Genomic DNA, 18,315 nt, shown 5'->3' with positions numbered 1-18,315 from the left:
CCCGCTCCGGGTGTCAGCCGCGCGGCGGCTCGGTATCGAGGAAGGACTGGCGCTTGGCCAGCTTGTCCTGGTAGGCCGCCAGGTTCGGATGCCGCTGGCGCCAGGGGATCTCGGGGAAGCGGAAGTCCAGGTAGCCCAGCGCGCAGCCCACCGCGATATCGGCCAGCGAATAGTGGTTGCCCGAGCACCAGGGGCGATCCGCCAGGCCGTTGGCCATGGCGACCAGCGCCGCGTCGATCTTGCCGAGCTGGCGTTGGACCCAGCGCTCGCTGCGTTCTCCGGGCTCGCGCTGGGTGCCTTCCAGGCGCACCAGCTGCGCGGCGTCGAGCACGCCGTCGGCCAGCGCCTCCCAGCAGCGTACTTCCAGCCGTTCGCGTCCGCCCTGCGGGATCAGGCGGCTGACCGGTGTCAGCGTGTCCACATACTCGACGATGACACGGGAGTCGAAGATCGCGCCGCCGTCTTCCATCATCAGGCAGGGCACCTTGCCGAGCGGATTGAACTGGCCGATGGTGGTGTCGGGCGACCAGACGTTCTCTTCGACGAGCTGGTAGTCGATCTTCTTCTCCGCCATTACCACGCGCACCTTGCGCGCGTAAGGGCTCGTCTGCGATGCAATCAGCTTCATATGCTCCCCTTGAGCTTGTTATGAAGTGCATCGGCGCTCGTGGCACGGCCGGCCGGCGTTGGCGTCCGTGCCCGATGCACTTCGTAACAGGCTAATGGATCGGCGAGCGCGAGTATACCCGCGCAGCCCGCGCGCCGCGGCCGAGCGTGCGGCCGCGCACTTTGCGTTGCGGGGCGGGCACAGGGGCGCGTCCGGTGTCTCCGCGGCTGCTGCACAGCGGGGCGGGGCCGATGGTAAAATCGCGCGTTGCGTCCGGCCGTTGCGGTCCGGCGCGTGCCCGATCCGTGCCGGATCCGTCTCATGCGGCCTGCGCCGTGGAGCCGGAACGGCGCTCCCCTCCCAACTCCCCCTTTGCGGTTTCCAGCATGTCCACCACCTCCCTTTCGCCACTCACCGCCCTGTCTCCCATCGATGGCCGCTATGCCGCCAAGGCCGACGCGCTGCGCGAGTGGCTTTCCGAGGCGGCCTTCATGCGCAACCGCGTCAAGGTCGAGGTGCACTGGCTGATCGCGCTGGCGCGCACCGGCCTGCCCGACATGCCGAAATTCTCGCCGGCCTCCGAGGCGGCGCTGCTGGCCCTGGTCGACAAGTTCTCCGAAGCCGACGCCGCGCGCATCAAGGAAATCGAGGCGGTCACCAACCATGACGTCAAGGCCGTCGAGTACTGGCTCAAGGAGCAGGTCAAGGGCAATGCGGAGCTCGAGGCGGCCAGCGAATTCATCCACTTCGCCTGTACCTCGGAAGACATCAACAACACCTCGCACGGCATGATGCTGAAGGGCGCGCGCGACGAGGTGGTGGTGCCGGCGCTCAAGCGCGTGCATGCGCGCCTGGTCGAGCTGGCCCGCGCCAACGCGGCACAGCCGATGCTGTCGCGCACCCATGGCCAGCCGGCCAGCCCGACCACGCTGGGCAAGGAGATGGCCAACGTGGCGGCGCGCCTGGCGCGCGCCATCGAGCGCATCGAGCGCGTCGAGCTGCTGGGCAAGATGAACGGTGCGGTGGGCAACTACAACGCGCACCTGTCGGCGTATCCTGCCTTCGACTGGGAAGCCTTCTCCAGCCAGGTCATCGAGACCCGCCTGGGCCTGACCTTCAATCCCTACACCATCCAGATCGAGCCGCATGACTACATGGCCGAGCTGTTCGATGCCATCGCGCGCGCCAACACCATCCTGCTGGACCTGGACCGCGACGTCTGGGGCTACATCTCGCTGGGCTACTTCAAGCAGCGCACCAAGGCCGGCGAGATCGGCTCGTCGACCATGCCGCACAAGGTCAACCCGATCGACTTCGAGAACTCGGAAGGCAACCTCGGCCTGGCCAATGCCGTCCTGCGCCACCTGTCGGAGAAGCTGCCCGTCTCGCGCTGGCAGCGCGACCTGACCGACTCCACGGTCCTGCGCAATATCGGCGTGGCCTTCGGCTACAGCCTGCTGGCCTACGAGGCCTGCCTGCGCGGCCTGGGCAAGCTGGAAACCAATCCCGAGCGCCTGAACGAAGACCTCGATAACTGCTGGGAAGTGCTGGCCGAGCCGGTGCAGACCGTGATGCGCCGTTTCGGCGTGCCCAATCCGTACGAGCAGTTGAAGGAGCTGACGCGCGGCAAGGGTATTTCGCGCGAGGCGCTGCAGACCTTCATCACCGGCCTGGCGATTCCCGACGACGCCAAGCAACTGCTGCTGGCGATGACGCCCGCCAGCTACATCGGCAAGGCCGTGGCGCTGGCCGAGCGGATCTGAGCGGCCGCGCCCCGCTGCGTCGAGAAGCCACCCGCGAGGGTGGCTTTTTTCATGGCGGCCGATATGTTGCCGCGCGCCGGGTCGCCGGCGCGCTCAATTCAAAAATATTGAATAACTGAATTAAGTTCGGCCTGCTCATGATCCCCCCGGGCGCTCAATAATGCGAGAATCCAAGGCGCTGCCAGGAACGGTTTCCGGCGGCCCTTCTCAAATTCTCAAAGATCGTGCAACGCCCGCCACGGGCAGGGAGAGTCCATGCGTTCCAAAGCTGCCTACGGCCCCATCGCCATCAGCCTGCACTGGCTCGTGGCCTTGCTGATCTTCGCGGCTTTCGCCCTGGGTCTCTACATGACGGGTATTCCCGGGCTGACCCCGACCAAGCTCAAGCTTTTTTCCTGGCACAAGTGGATGGGCGTGACCATCTTCGCACTGGCGCTGGTCCGTGTGCTCTGGCGGGGCGCCAAGGGTGCGCCGGCCCCGGCCGCGGGCACGCCCGCGTGGCAGGTCAAGGCCGCCGCCGGCGCGCACCACCTGCTTTACCTGCTGATCCTCGTGGTGCCTCTCACCGGCTATTTCTACAGTTCGGCGGCGGGCGTACCGGTGGTCTTTCTCGGCCTGTGGCACATGCCCGCGCTGATCGAGCCCAATGACGCGCTGAAGGCCGCGCTCAAGCCGGCCCACGAATGGCTGAACTACCTGATGGCCGCGATCGTCGTCGTCCATGCCGCCGCCGCCGTCAAGCACCAGTTCGTCAACCGGGACGGCACGCTGGCCCGCATGCTGCCGTTTCTCAAGTAGGCGTCGGCCGTTTCCCGGTCACGTCCTCGCATTGCCAACGCAGAATGGCGCGTAGCGCCACGATTTTGACAGGAGTCATTCGATGAACCGCAATTTCCGTCCCCGTGCGCTGGCCCTGGCAGGCGCGGCAGTCCTGGCCGCCGCCGGCGCCGCGATTCCTTCCGCCTGGGCCCAGGTCGATGCGGCCAAGAGCTCGGTCACGGCGGTCGCCCGCCAGATCGGCGTACCCATGGAGGGCAAGTTCAAGAAATTCGATGCGACGGTCGCTTTCGATCCCGCCAAGCTGGCCAACTCGTCGGCCAAGATGGAGATTGACGTCGCCAGCTTCGAGATCGGCGATGCCGAGACCACCAAGGAACTGAAGGGGCGCGACTGGTTCGACGCCGCCAAGTATCCGAAGGCCGTCTTCCAGTCCACCAGCATCAAGGGCGGTGCCGCCGGCAAGTACGACGTGGCCGGCAAGCTGACCATCAAGGGCAAGACCGTCGACATCGTGGTGCCGGCAAGCTATCGCCAGGAGGGCGGCGTCCAGGTCTTCGACGGCGTGCTGCCGATCAAGCGTAACGCCTTCAATATCGGCGACGGCGAGTGGAAGGACACTTCGGTGGTCGCCGACGAAGTCCAGGTCAAGTTCCACATCGTCACCCCGGCCAGGAAGCAGGGCTGATCCGCCCGCGGCCTGTTCCCCATTCCAACCCGTCCAACCCGTCTTATCCGTCCTGCAGGGAGAACCCATGAAACTGCGCACCATCCTCGCCGCCGTCGCGGCCCTGTCCGCCACCGCCGCCGTCGGCGTGGCCTCCGCCGCCAGCGTGACCTACAACCTCGACCCGACGCATACCTACCCGAGCTTCGCGGCCGACCACATGGGCGGCGTATCGACGTGGCGCGGCAAGTTCACCAAGTCGAGCGGCGTGGTCACCCTGGACCGCGAGGCCAAGACCGGCTCGGTCGACGTCAAGATCGACCCGGCCTCGATCGATTTCGGCAACAGCAAGCTGAACGAACACGTGAAGAGCCCCGACATGCTCAACGTGCAGGCCTTCCCGGAGGCCAGCTACAAGGGCAAGTTCATCAAGTTCAACGGTGACGTGCCGACCGCGATCGATGGCGTGCTGACGCTGCATGGCGTGTCCAAGCCGGTGCAGCTCAATATCAGCGATTTCAAGTGCATCCAGCACCCGATGCTCAAGCGTGAAGTCTGCGGCGCCGACGCCGTGGGCACCTTCAGCCGCGCCGACTTCGGTGTCGACTACGCGCTGAAGATGGGCTTCAAGCCGGAAGTGAAGCTGGCCATCCAGGTCGAGGGCGTGCGCGCGGACTGAGTCCGGATCCATTGCGCCAGAAACGGGCCGGCTTTGCCGGCCCGTTTTTCGTTGGCGGTCCTGGTCGGAACACGGCGGGCAGGCACGCCGCGAGCACGCTACGAGGTGGCCTCGGCACCCCTCGCCAGGTCGGTTGTACGCCACCCGTCGCCACAGTACAATGGTCCGCTGCAATTTCCCACCGGGCTGCAGGCCTGCGGCAGGCTAGCGGACATTCGCCGCGCGGCTGCACCCGGCAAAGCCGAAGGCTATCCCTATGCGTTCCTGACGTAGCGTCGGACAGCGGCGCGCAAGCCGCGCGTCCGTCTCGCCCATGTGCTGTGCCGGGTCGGCCCGACCTGAAGCGGACGGCCCACAGCGTTTCTCGGATTTCCCTGGCGCAATACCGTGTACTCCCAAACGCAAATCGATCCGGTGGTCAGCTTCCGCAACTCGCAGGGCGAGCAGGTGCGAGGCACGATCATCAATCTCCAGAGAAAGTCTCTGGTGATGGAAATCTACAATCCCTATTCGATCGTCCAGGTCAGTGAGGTGCTGTCCGACCTTTCGGTCAAGATGGGGACCAAGAACGCTTATTTCGGCAAGGCCGTGGTGATCAGCCTGGTCAATACCGGACTGACGGCGGTCGTGTCGGTGACCCTGATCGAGGAGTGGCGCGAGCTGTCCGAGATGACGGGCGAGCCCGCCTCGGTGGGCCAGGAATCCCGTTCCTTCGTGCAGGAATGGACCGAGCGCTTCCGCATCCGCCGCGACTACCAGATCGTGGTCAACGAGATGCGGGCCTTTCTCTCCGACGTCTCGCGCTGGGTCGAACAGGTCGACATGACCACCGTGCTGCCGAAGGAAGGCGAGACGCTGCGCATGGACGTGTTCCTGGAACTGGCCCAGCCGATCGGCGACAGGATCCGCCACTATTCCGCGATGCTGGAGGGCGAGGCACTGCAGGTGGAGCCCGAACTCGCACCGATGCACCGCACCTTCACGCAGTCTGCGCTGCATCCCTTGCTGCTGCGCGCCCCTTTCGTCTTCCGCACCTACACCAAGCCGCTCGGCTACGCGGGGGACTACGAGATGGTCAACCAGCTGCTGTCCGATCCGCGCCAGGGGCCGAGCACCTATTTCCAGATCGTCAACGCCACCTTCCTGCAGTCGGCGGTGGCGGCCGCGCACCGCAACCGCATCGAGCTGCTGATCGAATACCTGAACGGCATGGCAGAGAAGGCGCGCGCCGCCGGGCGGCCGTTCCGCCTGCTCAATGTGGGCTGCGGACCGGCGGTCGAGATCCAGCGCTTCATCGAGACCTACCCGAATCCGGAACTGCTGTCGTTCCAGCTGGTGGATTTCAGCGAGGAGACGCTGGCCTATACGCGCGAGCGCATCGAAGGCGCCGCCGCCCGTGCCGGCGCGCGCGTGCAGGTCGAGTACGTGCACCAGTCGGTGCACGATCTGCTGAAGCGGCGCATCGCGCCGGACCCCAACCTGCAGGAGTTCGACGCCGTCTACTGCGCGGGCCTGTTCGACTACCTGTCCGACAAGGTGTGCTCGCGCCTGATCAGCTACTTTGCCTCGCGTACCTATGAAGGCGGCTCGGTCCTCGCCACCAACGTGCATGCGAGCAACCCCGAGAAATTCAGCATGGAACACATGCTCGAGTGGTACCTGATCTACCGCGACGAGGCCAATATGCTGTCGTTGCTGCCGCCGAACTGCCAGGACCCCAAGGTCTACTGCGACAGCACAGGCGTCAATGTGTTCGTGCAGGCGACCGTGCACCACCCTTCCGCCTGAGCCGGGGCCATCATGCTCAGACGGGTCGTACACCGGTACACCAACTACGAAGCCGAACTGCGCGAGTTCCGGCTGGCAAGCAGCAAGGCTGGCGCATTGACCGCCGTCGTGCTGGTGATGGCGGGGGTGCTGCTGGACTACGGCATCTATCCGCAGGAGCAACTGCGCTTCTTCCTGGCGCGCTCGTTCATCGCGCTGCTGATCGGCGGGATCTACGCGCTGCTGCCCACGCCCTTCGGCCGGCGCCATGTCCAGCCCTTGACGCTGGCCTGGCTGATCCTGCCGCAGATGATGATCGCCTGGATGATCGGCGTGACCGAAGGGGCTTCGTCGATCTACTATGCCGGGCTCAACCTGGTCATCTTCGCCGTGGGCATCGCCTTGCCGATGGGGCTGTGGCAGACCATCGGCTTCGGCGCGGTCACCTATCTGTTCTATGTGATCGCCTGCCTGGCCCATCCGCTGGGGCTGGCGGATCGCGGCCACTTCATCGTCAACTCGATCTTCATCGCCTTTTCGATCACCGCCAGCGCCGTCTATACCTTCATGAACGAGCGTGGCCATTTCCACCTCTTCCGCCTGAAGGAGCAACTGGCGGAGAAGAACCTGGAACTGGCGGAAATCAACCGGAACCTGGCCGAGATCAAGGGCCAGATGCTGCAGCAGGAGAAGATGGCGGCCATCGGCACGCTGGCGGCCGGGCTGCTGCACGAGGTCAACAATCCGGTCAACTTCTGCCTGATGGCCATCGAGGTGGCCATGGAGGAACCGGTCGCCAAGGCCAATGCCTCGCTGGAAGAGTGCCTGGTGGATGCGAAGCAGGGCATGCAGCGCATCCAGCATATCGTTTCCGACCTGAAGACCTTCGCCTACCGCAAGCCGGGCGCCGAAGCCGAGGGGGTGCCCTTCCTGTTCGAGAAGGCACTGGATTCCTCATGCCGGCTGACGGCGCACGAACTGCGCGGCGTCGCGCTGACGCGCGAACTGCCCGCCGATACGCTGGTGCTGGGTGACGAGGCGGCGATCATCGGCGTGCTGATCAACCTGTTCTCCAATGCCGCGCTCGCCATGCGCAAGGCGCAGACGACCAAGCCGGCCATCCATACCTCGGCGTACTGGGAGGATGGCCGCCTGCACGTCAGCGTGCGCGACAACGGCCCGGGCATCGCGCCGGAGAACCTCGCCCGCGTGTTCGAGCCGTTCTTCACCACCCGGGAGGTCGGCCAGGGCCTGGGGCTGGGCCTGTCCATCAGCTATGCTGTGATCGAGCGCCACCGTGGCACGCTCTACGCCGAGAGCGAACTGGGCCAATGGACGGCATTCACCTTCGATCTGCCGCGAGCCGAGTGAGGATGCCGAGTGAGGATGCCATGAGCAGCGACTCCGGCCAGGCGAAGGCCACGATCCTCTACGTCGATGACGAGGACATGGCTCGCAAGTACTTCGCTCGCGCCGTCGGCGGCGAGTACGAGATCCTGCTGGCCTCCGGCGCCGAGGAGGCGATGGAACTGCTGTGGGGGCAGGGCGCGCGCATCGCCATCCTCGTCACCGACTTCCGCATGCCGGGGCGCAATGGCGGCGACCTGCTGCGGCAGGTGGCGCGCGAGTTTCCCACGGTGGTGCGCATCCTGGTGACGGCCTATGCCGACAAGGACATGCTGCTGGATACGGTCAATTCCGGCGAGGTCTTCCGCATCCTCGAGAAACCGCTCGGCCTGGCACAGGTGCGTGACGTGCTGCGCGCGGCGGTCGAACGCCATCGCGAGCGCGAGGTGCGCCACCAGCGGCTGACCGCGATCGACGAGACCCTGGCGTTCCTGGCACATGAGTTGAACACACCGCTGGCGGCCATCGCCAACTTCGCGCAGGGCGTACAGAATCGCAGCGAGGCCGACTACAGCGTGCAGCGCCAGGGCGAGATCGGCCAGGCGGCCGCGGCGATGTACAGCAATGCCCAGTACTGCCTCGCCGTGATCTCGTCCTTCCTGCAGTCGGTGCGCAACACCGCGGGCGGCGCGCCGGCCAAGACGGCGCCGGACATCAACGCCGGCGCCCTGATCATGGCGCTGCTCGATACCTATCCCTTTGCCGAGGGGCAGCGAGCCTGGGTGCAGGTCGAGACGCCTGGAGACTTTCCCGTCTACACGCTGCCGAACTGCGTGGCCCTGGTGCTGTCCTCGGTCATGAGCAATGCGCTGCGCGCGCTCGCCGACGTTCCGGCACCGTCGCTGCGCTTCGTGGTGGAAGCGGTTCCGCGCCCAAGGATCCGTATCTGCGACAACGGCCCGGGCATTCCGCCCGAGGTCATGGAGCGGCTGCTGGTCGATCCCGTGACGACATACGCGGAAGCGGGCGGCAGCGGCCTGGGCATGATTTTCTGTAATCGCGTCATGCAATCTTTCGGCGGCGGGATCCAGATCGACTCGCAGTCGGGCGCCGGCACGATCGTGACGCTTGAATTTCCCAATACCAAAAGTCGAATGCATAGGAGTGATCGATGAGCGATCCGATTGCCACGCAGGCCCCTCCACCGGCGATTCTGTTCGTCGATGACGAGGCGACGGCGGTCAAGTACTTCCAGCGCGCCATCGGGCAACTGGCGCCGGTGGTGACCGGCGCATCGGTGGAAGAAGGCAAGGCGTTGCTCGATGCGCATGCCGACAGCCTGGCCGTGCTGATCTCGGATCAGCGCATGCCGGGCGAGTTCGGCAACGAACTGCTGCGCTATGCGCGCGAGCGCTATCCGCATATCGTGCGGATCCTGACCACCGCGTACTCGGAGCTGGAACAGACCGTCGAGGCCGTGAACCAGGGTCAGATCCACCGCTACATCCGCAAGCCCTGGGATATCACCGCGCTGCGCATGGAGCTCAAGCAGGCGCTCGAACTGGCCGGCCTGCGCAAGGAGCGCGACCAGCTGGTGCGCGAGAAGCTGGTCGTGCTGCAGAAGCAGACCACCGCTTCGCGCGTGGGCATGGTCCATGCCCTGTGCGCCAGCCTGCTCGGTCCCGGCCGTTTCCAGCCGGTGGAGACCTACCTGGCCGGTGCGGTGCTGGGCGGCGCGAGCAATATCGAGCCGGACTGGCTGCTGATGGATTACGCCGACCTGATCAGCGCCGAAAGCCGCCGCTGCGGCGACTTCGGCCATGCGCTGACGGCCCGGCTCGGTGCGCTGCGCACGCAGCTGGCGGGCCGTGGCGGCGCCGATGCCATCGCGGTGCTGGCCGAGGTGCTGGGCGATGCGGCCGTGCGCCGCGAGGGCGAGGCCCTGGTCTGGACCAGCCCGCAGTTTCTCGCCGAGTTCCTCAGCCTGCCGGTGGGAGAGGCAGTGTCGGCGCAGCACGTGACCTGGCTGGCCAGCCTGCTGTGGCTGGAAGAGACGGGCGGGGCGCTGCAGTTCGTGCGCGAAGGCGATGCGGTGCTGTGCCGTGTCGGCGCGCGTGCCGACAGCTTCGCGGCGGACCGGCTGGCAGTCTGGATCGAGCAGTTCTGAGCCAGGCCTCGGCCGGAAAGCGAGAGGGGCGCCCGCGGGCGCCCCTCTCGCTTTCCGGCGCCTGGCGGTAAATGAAAAAGGCGCCCGTGGGCGCCTTTTTCATTCCCGAAGCCCGACGCCGGGCCCGGGGCTCAGCCGCTCACGCCTGCGCACCGAAATTCGGATCGCCACGATCCGTGCCGTCGGTCTTCTTCTCGCTCTTGACCAGGTCTTCGCGCTTGACGCCCAGCCACATGGCCAGCGCCGCGGCGACGAACACCGAGGAGTAGATGCCGAACAGGATGCCCACCGTCAGCGCGAGGGCGAAGTAGTGCAGCGTCGGGCCGCCGAAGAAGAACATCGACAGCACCATCATTTCGGTCGAGCCGTGGGTGATGATGGTCCGCGACATGGTGCTGGTGATCGCGTTGTCGATGATCTCGTGGGTGGTCATCTTGCGGTACTTGCGGAAGTTCTCGCGGATCCGGTCGAAGATCACCACCGATTCGTTGACCGAGTAGCCCAGCACCGCGAGGATGGCCGCCAGCACCGACAGCGAGAACTCCCACTGGAAGAAGGCGAAGAAGCCGAGGATGATCACCACGTCGTGCAGGTTGGCGATGATGCCGGCCACCGCGAACTTCCATTCGAAGCGGAAGGACAGGTAGATGACGATGCCGATCACCACGCACAGCAGCGCCAGCAGGCCGTCGGTGGCCAGCTCCTTGCCCACCTGCGGGCCGACGAACTCGACGCGCTGCAGCTTGACGTCGGGCGAGGCCGCGCTCAGCGCGCCCATGACCTGCTCGCTCTGCTGGGCGGAGGTGACCTGCTTGCCGTCCGGGCCCTTCTGCAGCGGCAGGCGGATCATCACGTCGCGCGAGGTGCCGAAGTTCTGCACCTGGACGTCGGCGTAGCCCAGCTTGCCCACCTGGCCGCGGATCTTCTCCAGATCGGCGGCTTGCTGGTAATTGACTTCCATCACCGTGCCGCCCGTGAATTCGATCGACAGGTGCAGGCCCTTGTGCCAGAGGAAGAACACGGCTGCGGCAAACGTCAGGAAGGAGACGACGTTGAAGACCAACGCGTGCTTCATGAACGGAATGTCGCGCCGGATGCGGAAGAATTCCATATCGGATCCTGTTGTGTCCTGCTTTTATCTGCTGGCGGTCCCGCGCGCCGCGCGGGACCTGCCGATTACTTGGCCGTGCTGCCGCCCTGGTCGGTGTCCGGCTTCCAGATCTGGCCGATGGCCAGGCCCTGCAGGCGCTTCTTGCGGCCGTACCAGAGGTTGACCAGGCCGCGGTTGAAGAACACCGCCGAGAACATCGAGGTCAGGATGCCAAGGCAGTGCACCACGGCGAAGCCGCGCACCGGGCCGGAACCGAAGGCCAGCAGTGCCAGGCCGGCGATCAGCGTGGTCACGTTGGAGTCCAGGATGGTGGCCCAGGCACGCGAGAAGCCGGTGGCGATCGCGGTCTGCGGCGCGGCGCCGGCGCGCAGTTCCTCGCGGATGCGCTCGTTGATCAGCACGTTGGCGTCGATCGCCATGCCCAGCACCAGGGCGATGGCGGCGATGCCCGGCAGCGTCAGCGTGGCCTGCAGCATCGACAGCACGGCCACCAGCAGCAGCAGGTTGATCGCCAGGGCCGCCACCGAGAACACGCCGAACAGCATGTAGTACAGCATCATGAAGACGGCGATGCCGGCGAAGCCGTAGGCCACCGAGTCAAAGCCCTTCTTGATGTTGTCGGCGCCCAGCGACGGGCCGATGGTGCGTTCCTCGATGATGTCCATCGGCGCGGCCAGCGAACCGGCGCGCAGCAGCAGCGCCAGGTCGCTGGCGGCCTCGGTCGAGTAGGAGCCGGTGATCTGGAAGCTCGAACCCAGTTCGGACTGGATGGTGGCCACCGTCAGCACTTCGCCCTTGCCCTTCTCGAACAGCACGATGGCCATCGGCTTGCCGATGTTCTCGCGCGAGATGTCGCGCAGCACGCGGCCGCCCTGCGCATCGAGCTTGATGTTGACCGAGGGGCGCTGGTTCTGGTCGAAGCCGGCCGAGGCGCTTTCGATGCGGTCGCCGGTGAAGATCACCTGCTTCTTCAGGATCACGGGGGCGCCATTGCCCTGGGTGAACAGTTCGCTGCCATAGGGCACCGGATCGCCCGGACGCGGCAGGCGGGGCGCGTTGGGGTCGACCAGGCGCGCTTCCAGCGTGGCCGTGCGGCCGATGATGTCCTTGGCCTTGGCGGTGTCCTGCACGCCGGGCAGCTGCACCACGATGCGGTCGGCGCCTTGCTGCTGGATCACCGGTTCGGCCACGCCCAGTTCGTTGACGCGGTTGTGCAGCGTGGTGATGTTCTGCTTGACGGCGGCGTCCTGCACGGCTTTGCGCGCCGCATCGGTGAACAGGCCGACCACGTCGTTGCCATCCACGTTGAAGGCCAGCTCGCGCAGGTTGTCCGACAGCATGCCGCGGGCCTTGCCGGCATCGTCGGCGTTGCTGAAGTGGATGGTCAGCTTCTCGCCGTCGCGGTCGACGCCGCCATGGCGGATATTCTTGTCGCGCATCAGGGTGCGCGCATCGGTGGCCAGGCTGTCGAGCTTCTTGTCGACGGCGCCCTTCATGTCGACCTGCAGCAGGAAGTGCACGCCGCCGCGCAGGTCCAGGCCCAGGTACATCGGCAGCGCGTGCAGCGCGGTCAACCAGTGCGGCGAGCCCGACAGCAGGTTCAGCGCGACGATGTAGGTGGGATCGCTCGGGTCAGGGTTGAGCGAGCGGTTCAGCACGTCCTTGGCCTTGAGCTGGTCGTCGGGGGTGCGGAAGCGCGCCTTGACGGAGCCAGACTGACCCGAGACGTCGAAGAAGACGCCGTCGGGCTGCAGGTTGTTCTGCGCCAGGACCTGCTCGACCTGCTTCTGCATGGCGAGGTCGACCTTGACGGTGGCCTTGCCCGACGAAACCTGCACGGCGGGCGCCTCGCCGAAGAAATTCGGCAGCGTGTAGATGATGCCGGTGGCCAGCGCCACCAGGATCACGAGGTATTTCCAAAGCGGATAACGATTCATCTTTGGCCAGTCATTCTGCGGTCGGCGGGGCCGGCGCCGGGTTCAGGGGCGCTGCGGCGTGGGCCGATCCGGTTGGCAAACAGCCGCCTGGCCTCCGCGGGACGTCCCGGGCTGGATCAGGCGGCTGCTTGGGCATGCGTCCGGGCCGTGTGGCCCGGACCTGCCGGAAGTGGCGAGAAGTGGCGTGCAGCGGCACGGCGCCGGGGCGCCGTCGCCAGGGGAATCAGAGCGCCTTCAGCGTGCCCTTCGGCAGGACCGTGGTGACGGCATTCTTCTGCACCGTGATCTCGGTGCCTTCCGCCACTTCGACGCTCACGTACTGCTCGCCTACCTTGGTGACCTTGCCGAGGATACCGCCGGCGGTCACCACCTCGTCGTTCTTGGCCAACGCTTCGAGCATGGCCTTGGTTTCCTTCTGGCGCTTCATCTGCGGGCGGATCATGATGAACCACAGCACCGCGAACATCAGGATGATGGGCAGGAAACTCATCAGGCCGCCTGCCGCGCCACCGGCACCTGCGGTCTGGGCAAATGCGTTGGAAATGAACACGTTGCTTCTCCGTCACAAAATAGATTTGATGAATCGGGCATTCTACCACCCGACTATGACCGTTCCGGCGCCGCCTGCGGCGCCCTAGGGGTTTGTGCGGGGTGCCCGCCGGAGCGCGTCTCGGACGCGGCGGGACCCAGGCATTCGACCGGCCCGGCGCGGAAAGTTCGCCCGGCCCGTACCGGGCAGCGGCGCTGCGCCGCCCGTGCTCAGCGCGTGCCGCGCGCGCGGTCCGCCGCGAACTGGAGGCGGAAAGCGTCGAAGCGGTGCTGCTCGATCGCCTCGCGCATCTCGCGCATCAGCTGCAGGTAGTAGTGCAGATTATGGATGGTGTTCAGGCGCGCGCCGAGGATCTCGCCGACCCGGTGCAGGTGGTGCAGGTAGGCGCGCGAGAAATTCCGGCAGGTGTAGCATTCGCAACTTTCGTCCAGCGGCCGCGGATCGTTGCGGTGGGCCGCATTCTTGATCTTGACGTCGCCGAAGCGGGTGAACAACCAGCCGTTGCGCGCATTGCGGGTCGGCATCACGCAGTCGAACATGTCGACGCCGGTGGCGACGCCGGCCACCAGGTCCTCGGGCGTGCCCACGCCCATCAGGTAGTGCGGCTTGTCGGCCGGCAGGCGCGGGGCCACGTGCTGCAGCACCCGCATCATGTCTTCCTTGGGCTCGCCCACCGACAGGCCGCCGATGGCGAAGCCGTGGAAGTCCAGCTCCGACAGGCCTGCCAGCGACTCGTCGCGCAGGTCTTCGAACATGCCGCCCTGGACGATGCCGAACAGCGCGTTGGGGTTGGCCAGGCGCTCGAACTCGTCGCGCGAGCGCTTGGCCCAGCGCAGGCTCATGCGCATCGAGGCGGCGGCTTCGGCGTGGGTGGCGGGGCGGCCTTCGATCTCGTAGGGCGTGCACTCGTCGAACTGCATCACGATGTCCGAGTTCAGCGCGCGCTGGATCTGCATCGAGATCTCGGGCGACAGGAACAGCTTGTCGCCGTTGACCGGCGAGGCGAAGGTCACGCCTTCCTCGGTGATCTTGCGCAACTCTCCCAGCGAGAACACCTGGAAGCCGCCCGAGTCGGTCAGGATGGGCTTGTCCCAGCCGACGAAGCGGTGCAGGCCCTCGTGCGCGCCGATCACGTCCAGGCCCGGACGCAGCCACAGGTGGAAGGTGTTGCCGAGGATGATCTGCGCGCCGATCTCGTTCAGTTCGAGCGGCGACATGGCCTTGACCGAGCCATAGGTGCCCACCGGCATGAAGATGGGCGTCTCGACCACGCCGTGGTTCAGTTTGACGCGGCCGCGGCGTGCGTTGCCGTCGGTGGTGAGGAGTTCGAATTCGAGCATGGCAGGTTCGGGGCGGGTCGGTTTCCGGGAGGTGGCGCGGCGCGCGGGCGGCCGCTCAGTTAGCGTCCCGGGCGGCGTCGGCCGGTGCGGCGGCCGCGTCCTGGCGGGTCAGCAGCATGGCGTCGCCATAGCTGAAGAAGCGGTAGTGCTGCGCGATAGCGTGGCGGTAGGCAGCGCGGATGGTCTGCACGCCGGCCAGGGCCGAGACCAGCATCAGCAACGTGGATTTCGGCAGGTGGAAATTGGTGATGAGCGCGTCGACCAGGCGGAAGCGGTAGCCCGGCGTGATGAAGATGTCGGTATCGCCGCTGCCGGCACCCAGCGTGCCGTCCTCGCGCGCGGCCGATTCCAGCGCGCGCAGCGAGGTGGTGCCGACGGCGATCACGCGGCGGCCGGCGGCACGTGTCGCGCGCACCGCCTCGGCCAGCTCCGGCGAGACCGCGTACCACTCCGAGTGCATCTTGTGCTCGGCCAGGTTCTCGCTGCGCACCGGCTGGAAGGTGCCCGCGCCGACGTGCAGGGTCAGGAAGGCGCGCCGCACGCCCATGGCGTCGAGCCGGGCGAACAGCGCGTCGTCGAAGTGCAGGCCGGCGGTGGGCGCCGCCACCGCGCCGGGGTTGCGCGCATAGACCGTCTGGTAGCGGGTCTCGTCGTAGGCGTCGGGATCGTGCGTGATATAGGGCGGCAGCGGCAGCCGGCCAAAGCGCTCGATCAGGTCGAGCGCCGGTTCGGGGAAGCGCAGCGTGAAGAACTCCCCGGCGCGCGGGCCGACCGTGACCTCGAAGGCATCCGCCAGGCGCAGCGTGCTGCCCTCGGCCGGCGTCTTGGAGGCACGCACCTGGGCCAGCGCGGTATGGCTGTCGAGCAGGCGCTCGACCAGCGCCTCGACCTTGCCGCCGCTGGCCTTGTGGCCGAAGAAGCGCGCCTTGATCACGCGGGTGTCGTTGAAGACCAGCAGGTCACCGGGGTGCAGGGAGTCGACGATGTCGGCGAAGGCGCGGTCCAGCAGGCGGGTGGCCTCGGGGCCATCTCCCGCGGCGACCCGCTCCACCACCAGCAGGCGGCTTGCGCTGCGCTCGGGCAGGGCGGTCTGCGCGATCAGCTCGGGTGGCAGCGGGAAGTCGAAATCGGACAGCGTCAGCATGGTGGAAGCGGCAATGCGGAAGCCGCCGCACGGTGGCGGCGGCAGGCATGGGTACAATCGGCGAATCCGATATTGTAAGGCTTGCACGGCCAAGGCCGTTCCGGTGCGCGTGATATCGCCCATTTGCCCCGGCCCCGCGCCGGGCGAAGGGGCGCGCCCGACGAGCGTCCATGGCCAGCCGACCGTCTTCCACCGTCCTTGACCGCGATCGATCGCCGCCCGATGCCAGGCACCGCTCCGACCCCTGACACCGAACCCGCCGCCGCTGCCCGGCCCTCCCGGCCGGCGCCGGCCGCCGCCGGCGGCAAACCATCCTCGGCGATGGCACGCCTGGCCAAGATGGGCCTCAAGCGCGACGTCGACCTGGTGCTGCACCTGCCGCTGCGCTACGAGGACCAGACCACGCTGCTGCCCGTGTCCGAGGCCATCGCCCGCGCCGGCCTCGGGCTGCCGGTGCAGGTCGAGGGCGTGGTCACCTCCAGCGAGGTCACCGTGCGCCCGCGCCGGCAACTGGTGGTCAAGCTGGCCGACGACAGCGGCGAACTGGTGCTGCGCTTCCTCAATTTCTACGGCAGCCAGGTCAAGCTGATGGCCGAGGGCGCGCGCCTGCGCGTGCGCGGCGAACTGCGCGGCGGCTTCTTCGGCGCCGAGATGGTGCACCCCACGGTGCGCACGGTGGGCGAGGGCGAGGCGCTGCCGGACCGCCTGACCCCGGTCTATCCGGCCACCGCCGGCATTTCCCAGGCCTACCTGCGCAAGGCCATCGGCGGCGCGCTCGGCCGCACGCCCCTGCCCGAGACGCTGCCGCAGCCGGTGCTGCAGGGCCCGCTGGCACGCCTGCGCCTGCGGCCGCTGAGCGAGTGCCTGCGCCTGCTGCACGCGCCGCCGCAACAGGTGGACGAAGCCGCGCTCGCCGAGCGCAGCCATCCGGCCTGGCAGCGCGTCAAGTTCGACGAACTGCTGGCCCAGCAACTGTCGCTCAAGCGCGCGCAGGCGGCACGCCGCGACAAGAATGCGCCGGCCATGCCGCGCCGCGAGGGCGGCCTGCTGACACGCTTCCTGGCCGCCTTGCCGTTCCAGCTGACCGGTGCCCAGCGGCGCGTGGTCGAGGAGATCGGCGGCGACATGGCCGCGCCCCATCCGATGCACCGCCTGCTGCAGGGCGACGTGGGCAGCGGCAAGACCATCGTGGCCGCGCTGGCGGCCTGCCAGGCGATCGACGCCGGCTACCAGGCCGCGCTGATGGCGCCGACCGAGATCCTGGCCGAGCAGCACTACCGCAAGCTCTCGGCCTGGCTGGAGCCGCTGGGTGTGCCCGTGGTGTGGCTCGCCGGCAGCCTGAAGGCGCGCGCCAAGCGCGAGGCGGTGGCGCGCGTCGAAGCCGGCGAGGCGCAGCTTGCCATCGGTACCCACGCGCTGATCCAGGACACGGTGCGCTTTGCCCGCCTGGGCCTGTCGGTGGTGGACGAACAGCACCGCTTCGGCGTGGCGCAGCGCCTCGCCCTGCGCGGCAAGGCCGACGGCGCCGCCGATGACGGGGCGGGGGCCGCGGCGGCGGTGCCACACCAGCTGATGATGTCGGCCACGCCGATCCCCCGCACCCTGGCCATGACCTACTACGCCGACCTCGACGTTTCGGTCATCGATGAACTGCCGCCGGGGCGCTCGCCGGTGGTCACGCGGCTGGTCAACGACGCCCGCCGCGACGAGGTGATCGCGCGCGTGCACCACGCGGCCGCCGAGGGCCGGCAGGTCTACTGGGTCTGCCCCCTGATCGAGGAAAGCGAGGCGCTGCAGCTGCAGACGGCGGTCGAGACCTATGAGACGCTCGCGGCCGCCTTGCCCGACCTGAAGGTGGGCCTGGTGCACGGGCGCCTGCCGCCGGCCGAGAAGGCCGAGGTGATGGCGGCGTTTTCCGCCAACCGGCTGCAGGTGCTGGTGGCCACCACCGTGATCGAAGTGGGCGTGGACGTGCCCAATGCCTCGCTGATGGTGATCGAGCATGCCGAGCGCTTCGGCCTGGCCCAGCTGCACCAGTTGCGCGGCCGGGTCGGGCGGGGCAGCGCCGAGTCGGTCTGCCTGCTGATGTACCAGGCGCCGTTGTCGCCCACCGCGCGTGAGCGGCTGGGCACCATGCGCGAGACCACCGACGGTTTCGAGATCGCCCGGCGCGACCTGGAGATCCGCGGTCCGGGCGAATTCCTCGGCGCACGCCAGTCGGGCGAGGCGATGCTGCGTTTCGCCGATCTCGAACGCGATGCCTGGATGGTCGAGTACGCACAGGAAGCCGCCGAGCTGATGCTGGCGCGCCATCCCGAAGCGGTGGAGGCCCATCTGGCGCGCTGGCTGGGCGGGCGCGAGCAGTTCCTGAAGGCCTGAGCCGGTGGCGCGTCGGTGGCGTGGATGACCGGATCGCCACATTCGTGCCGCCTCCGCCGCGCGCCGGCCGCCAATCTGAC

At 67.4% G+C, this 18,315-nt stretch carries 15 protein-coding genes; 9 read left to right on the top strand and 6 right to left on the bottom strand.

All coding sequences use genetic code 11. The features are described from left to right. Nucleotides 1-13: 13 nt before the first annotated feature. Entirely contained in the window at nt 14-628 is a 615-nt protein-coding gene (locus BKK81_RS17015) for a glutathione S-transferase C-terminal domain-containing protein (protein WP_071015373.1), read from the bottom strand. A 365-nt stretch (nt 629-993) separates the two neighbouring features. Between BKK81_RS17015 and purB the strand changes: the two genes are divergently transcribed. The 8 genes from purB to BKK81_RS16975 all read left to right on the top strand — a co-directional run bounded on the left by purB (nt 994) and on the right by BKK81_RS16975 (nt 9,774). Further along, nucleotides 994-2,370 carry an adenylosuccinate lyase gene (purB, locus tag BKK81_RS17010; RefSeq protein ID WP_071015369.1) on the top strand — a complete coding sequence of 459 codons (1,377 nt, stop codon included), beginning with the start codon at nt 994-996 and terminating at the stop codon, nt 2,368-2,370. Between the two features lie 255 nt (nt 2,371-2,625). Further along, nucleotides 2,626-3,168: a cytochrome b gene (locus BKK81_RS17005; RefSeq protein ID WP_071015366.1), complete on the top strand. Its 543-nt coding sequence runs from the start codon at nt 2,626-2,628 to the stop codon at nt 3,166-3,168. A gap of 82 nt (nt 3,169-3,250) precedes the next feature. Beyond that, nucleotides 3,251-3,835 (top strand): YceI family protein, encoded by a 585-nt coding sequence (locus BKK81_RS17000; protein ID WP_071015364.1) that lies wholly within the window; start codon nt 3,251-3,253, stop codon nt 3,833-3,835. A gap of 67 nt (nt 3,836-3,902) precedes the next feature. Beyond that, a complete protein-coding gene (locus BKK81_RS16995; protein ID WP_071015361.1) occupies nt 3,903-4,493 on the top strand; it encodes a YceI family protein in 591 nt (196 codons plus the stop codon). A gap of 387 nt (nt 4,494-4,880) precedes the next feature. Continuing rightward, on the top strand, nt 4,881-6,281 hold the full coding sequence (locus BKK81_RS16990; RefSeq protein WP_071015358.1) for a class I SAM-dependent methyltransferase: 1,401 nt from the start codon (nt 4,881-4,883) through the stop codon (nt 6,279-6,281). A 12-nt stretch (nt 6,282-6,293) separates the two neighbouring features. Further along, a complete protein-coding gene (locus tag BKK81_RS16985) occupies nt 6,294-7,631 on the top strand; it encodes a sensor histidine kinase (RefSeq protein WP_071015357.1) in 1,338 nt (445 codons plus the stop codon). A gap of 20 nt (nt 7,632-7,651) precedes the next feature. Next, a complete protein-coding gene (locus tag BKK81_RS16980) occupies nt 7,652-8,782 on the top strand; it encodes a hybrid sensor histidine kinase/response regulator (protein ID WP_071016571.1) in 1,131 nt (376 codons plus the stop codon). After that, nucleotides 8,779-9,774, top strand: coding sequence for a response regulator (locus BKK81_RS16975; RefSeq protein WP_071015354.1), 996 nt, complete (start codon nt 8,779-8,781; stop codon nt 9,772-9,774). The genes BKK81_RS16980 and BKK81_RS16975 overlap by 4 nt, the downstream gene beginning before the upstream one ends. Before the next feature lie 139 nt (nt 9,775-9,913). Here the strand turns inward: BKK81_RS16975 and secF are convergent, their stop codons facing one another. The 5 genes from secF to queA all read right to left on the bottom strand — a co-directional run bounded on the left by secF (nt 9,914) and on the right by queA (nt 15,856). Next, on the bottom strand, nt 9,914-10,885 hold the full coding sequence (secF, locus tag BKK81_RS16970) for a protein translocase subunit SecF (RefSeq protein ID WP_071015351.1): 972 nt from the start codon (nt 10,883-10,885) through the stop codon (nt 9,914-9,916). Between the two features lie 65 nt (nt 10,886-10,950). Beyond that, the gene (gene secD, locus BKK81_RS16965) at nt 10,951-12,822 is read right to left on the bottom strand and encodes a protein translocase subunit SecD (protein WP_071015349.1); all 1,872 of its coding nucleotides are present in this window, start codon (nt 12,820-12,822) and stop codon (nt 10,951-10,953) included. A gap of 223 nt (nt 12,823-13,045) precedes the next feature. Further along, complete coding sequence (gene yajC / locus BKK81_RS16960) at nt 13,046-13,372, bottom strand: preprotein translocase subunit YajC (RefSeq protein WP_071015346.1); 327 nt, start codon at nt 13,370-13,372, stop codon at nt 13,046-13,048. Between the two features lie 209 nt (nt 13,373-13,581). Then, nucleotides 13,582-14,712 (bottom strand): tRNA guanosine(34) transglycosylase Tgt, encoded by a 1,131-nt coding sequence (tgt, locus tag BKK81_RS16955; RefSeq protein WP_071015344.1) that lies wholly within the window; start codon nt 14,710-14,712, stop codon nt 13,582-13,584. 55 nt (nt 14,713-14,767) lie between these two features. Further along, nucleotides 14,768-15,856, bottom strand: a complete 1,089-nt coding sequence (gene queA / locus BKK81_RS16950) for a tRNA preQ1(34) S-adenosylmethionine ribosyltransferase-isomerase QueA (RefSeq protein ID WP_071016569.1) — start codon at nt 15,854-15,856, stop codon at nt 14,768-14,770. Between the two features lie 222 nt (nt 15,857-16,078). Between queA and recG the strand changes: the two genes are divergently transcribed. Beyond that, nucleotides 16,079-18,235: an ATP-dependent DNA helicase RecG gene (recG, locus tag BKK81_RS16945; protein WP_071016568.1), complete on the top strand. Its 2,157-nt coding sequence runs from the start codon at nt 16,079-16,081 to the stop codon at nt 18,233-18,235. Nucleotides 18,236-18,315 lie beyond the last annotated feature (80 nt).

The organism is Cupriavidus sp. USMAHM13 (assembly GCF_001854285.1).
Taxonomy (GTDB): Bacteria; Pseudomonadota; Gammaproteobacteria; order Burkholderiales; family Burkholderiaceae; genus Cupriavidus; species Cupriavidus malaysiensis.
The sequence above is the reverse complement of the archived record's forward strand: the minus strand, read 5'-3'. Positions and strand labels throughout refer to the sequence as shown.

Bases quoted from the DNA above. Each gene is read 5' to 3' on its own strand.
- recG (WP_071016568.1), top strand. From the start codon at position 16,079: ATGCCAGGCACCGCTCCGACCCCTGACACCGAACCCGCCGCCGCTGCC.
- secD (WP_071015349.1), bottom strand. From the start codon at position 12,822: ATGAATCGTTATCCGCTTTGGAAATACCTCGTGATCCTGGTGGCGCTG.
- BKK81_RS17000 (WP_071015364.1), top strand. From the start codon at position 3,251: ATGAACCGCAATTTCCGTCCCCGTGCGCTGGCCCTGGCAGGCGCGGCA.
- secF (WP_071015351.1), bottom strand. From the start codon at position 10,885: ATGGAATTCTTCCGCATCCGGCGCGACATTCCGTTCATGAAGCACGCG.
- purB (WP_071015369.1), top strand. From the start codon at position 994: ATGTCCACCACCTCCCTTTCGCCACTCACCGCCCTGTCTCCCATCGAT.
- queA (WP_071016569.1), bottom strand. From the start codon at position 15,856: ATGCTGACGCTGTCCGATTTCGACTTCCCGCTGCCACCCGAGCTGATC.
- BKK81_RS17005 (WP_071015366.1), top strand. From the start codon at position 2,626: ATGCGTTCCAAAGCTGCCTACGGCCCCATCGCCATCAGCCTGCACTGG.
- BKK81_RS16985 (WP_071015357.1), top strand. From the start codon at position 6,294: ATGCTCAGACGGGTCGTACACCGGTACACCAACTACGAAGCCGAACTG.
- BKK81_RS17015 (WP_071015373.1), bottom strand. From the start codon at position 628: ATGAAGCTGATTGCATCGCAGACGAGCCCTTACGCGCGCAAGGTGCGC.
- BKK81_RS16980 (WP_071016571.1), top strand. From the start codon at position 7,652: ATGAGCAGCGACTCCGGCCAGGCGAAGGCCACGATCCTCTACGTCGAT.
- BKK81_RS16995 (WP_071015361.1), top strand. From the start codon at position 3,903: ATGAAACTGCGCACCATCCTCGCCGCCGTCGCGGCCCTGTCCGCCACC.
- tgt (WP_071015344.1), bottom strand. From the start codon at position 14,712: ATGCTCGAATTCGAACTCCTCACCACCGACGGCAACGCACGCCGCGGC.
- BKK81_RS16975 (WP_071015354.1), top strand. From the start codon at position 8,779: ATGAGCGATCCGATTGCCACGCAGGCCCCTCCACCGGCGATTCTGTTC.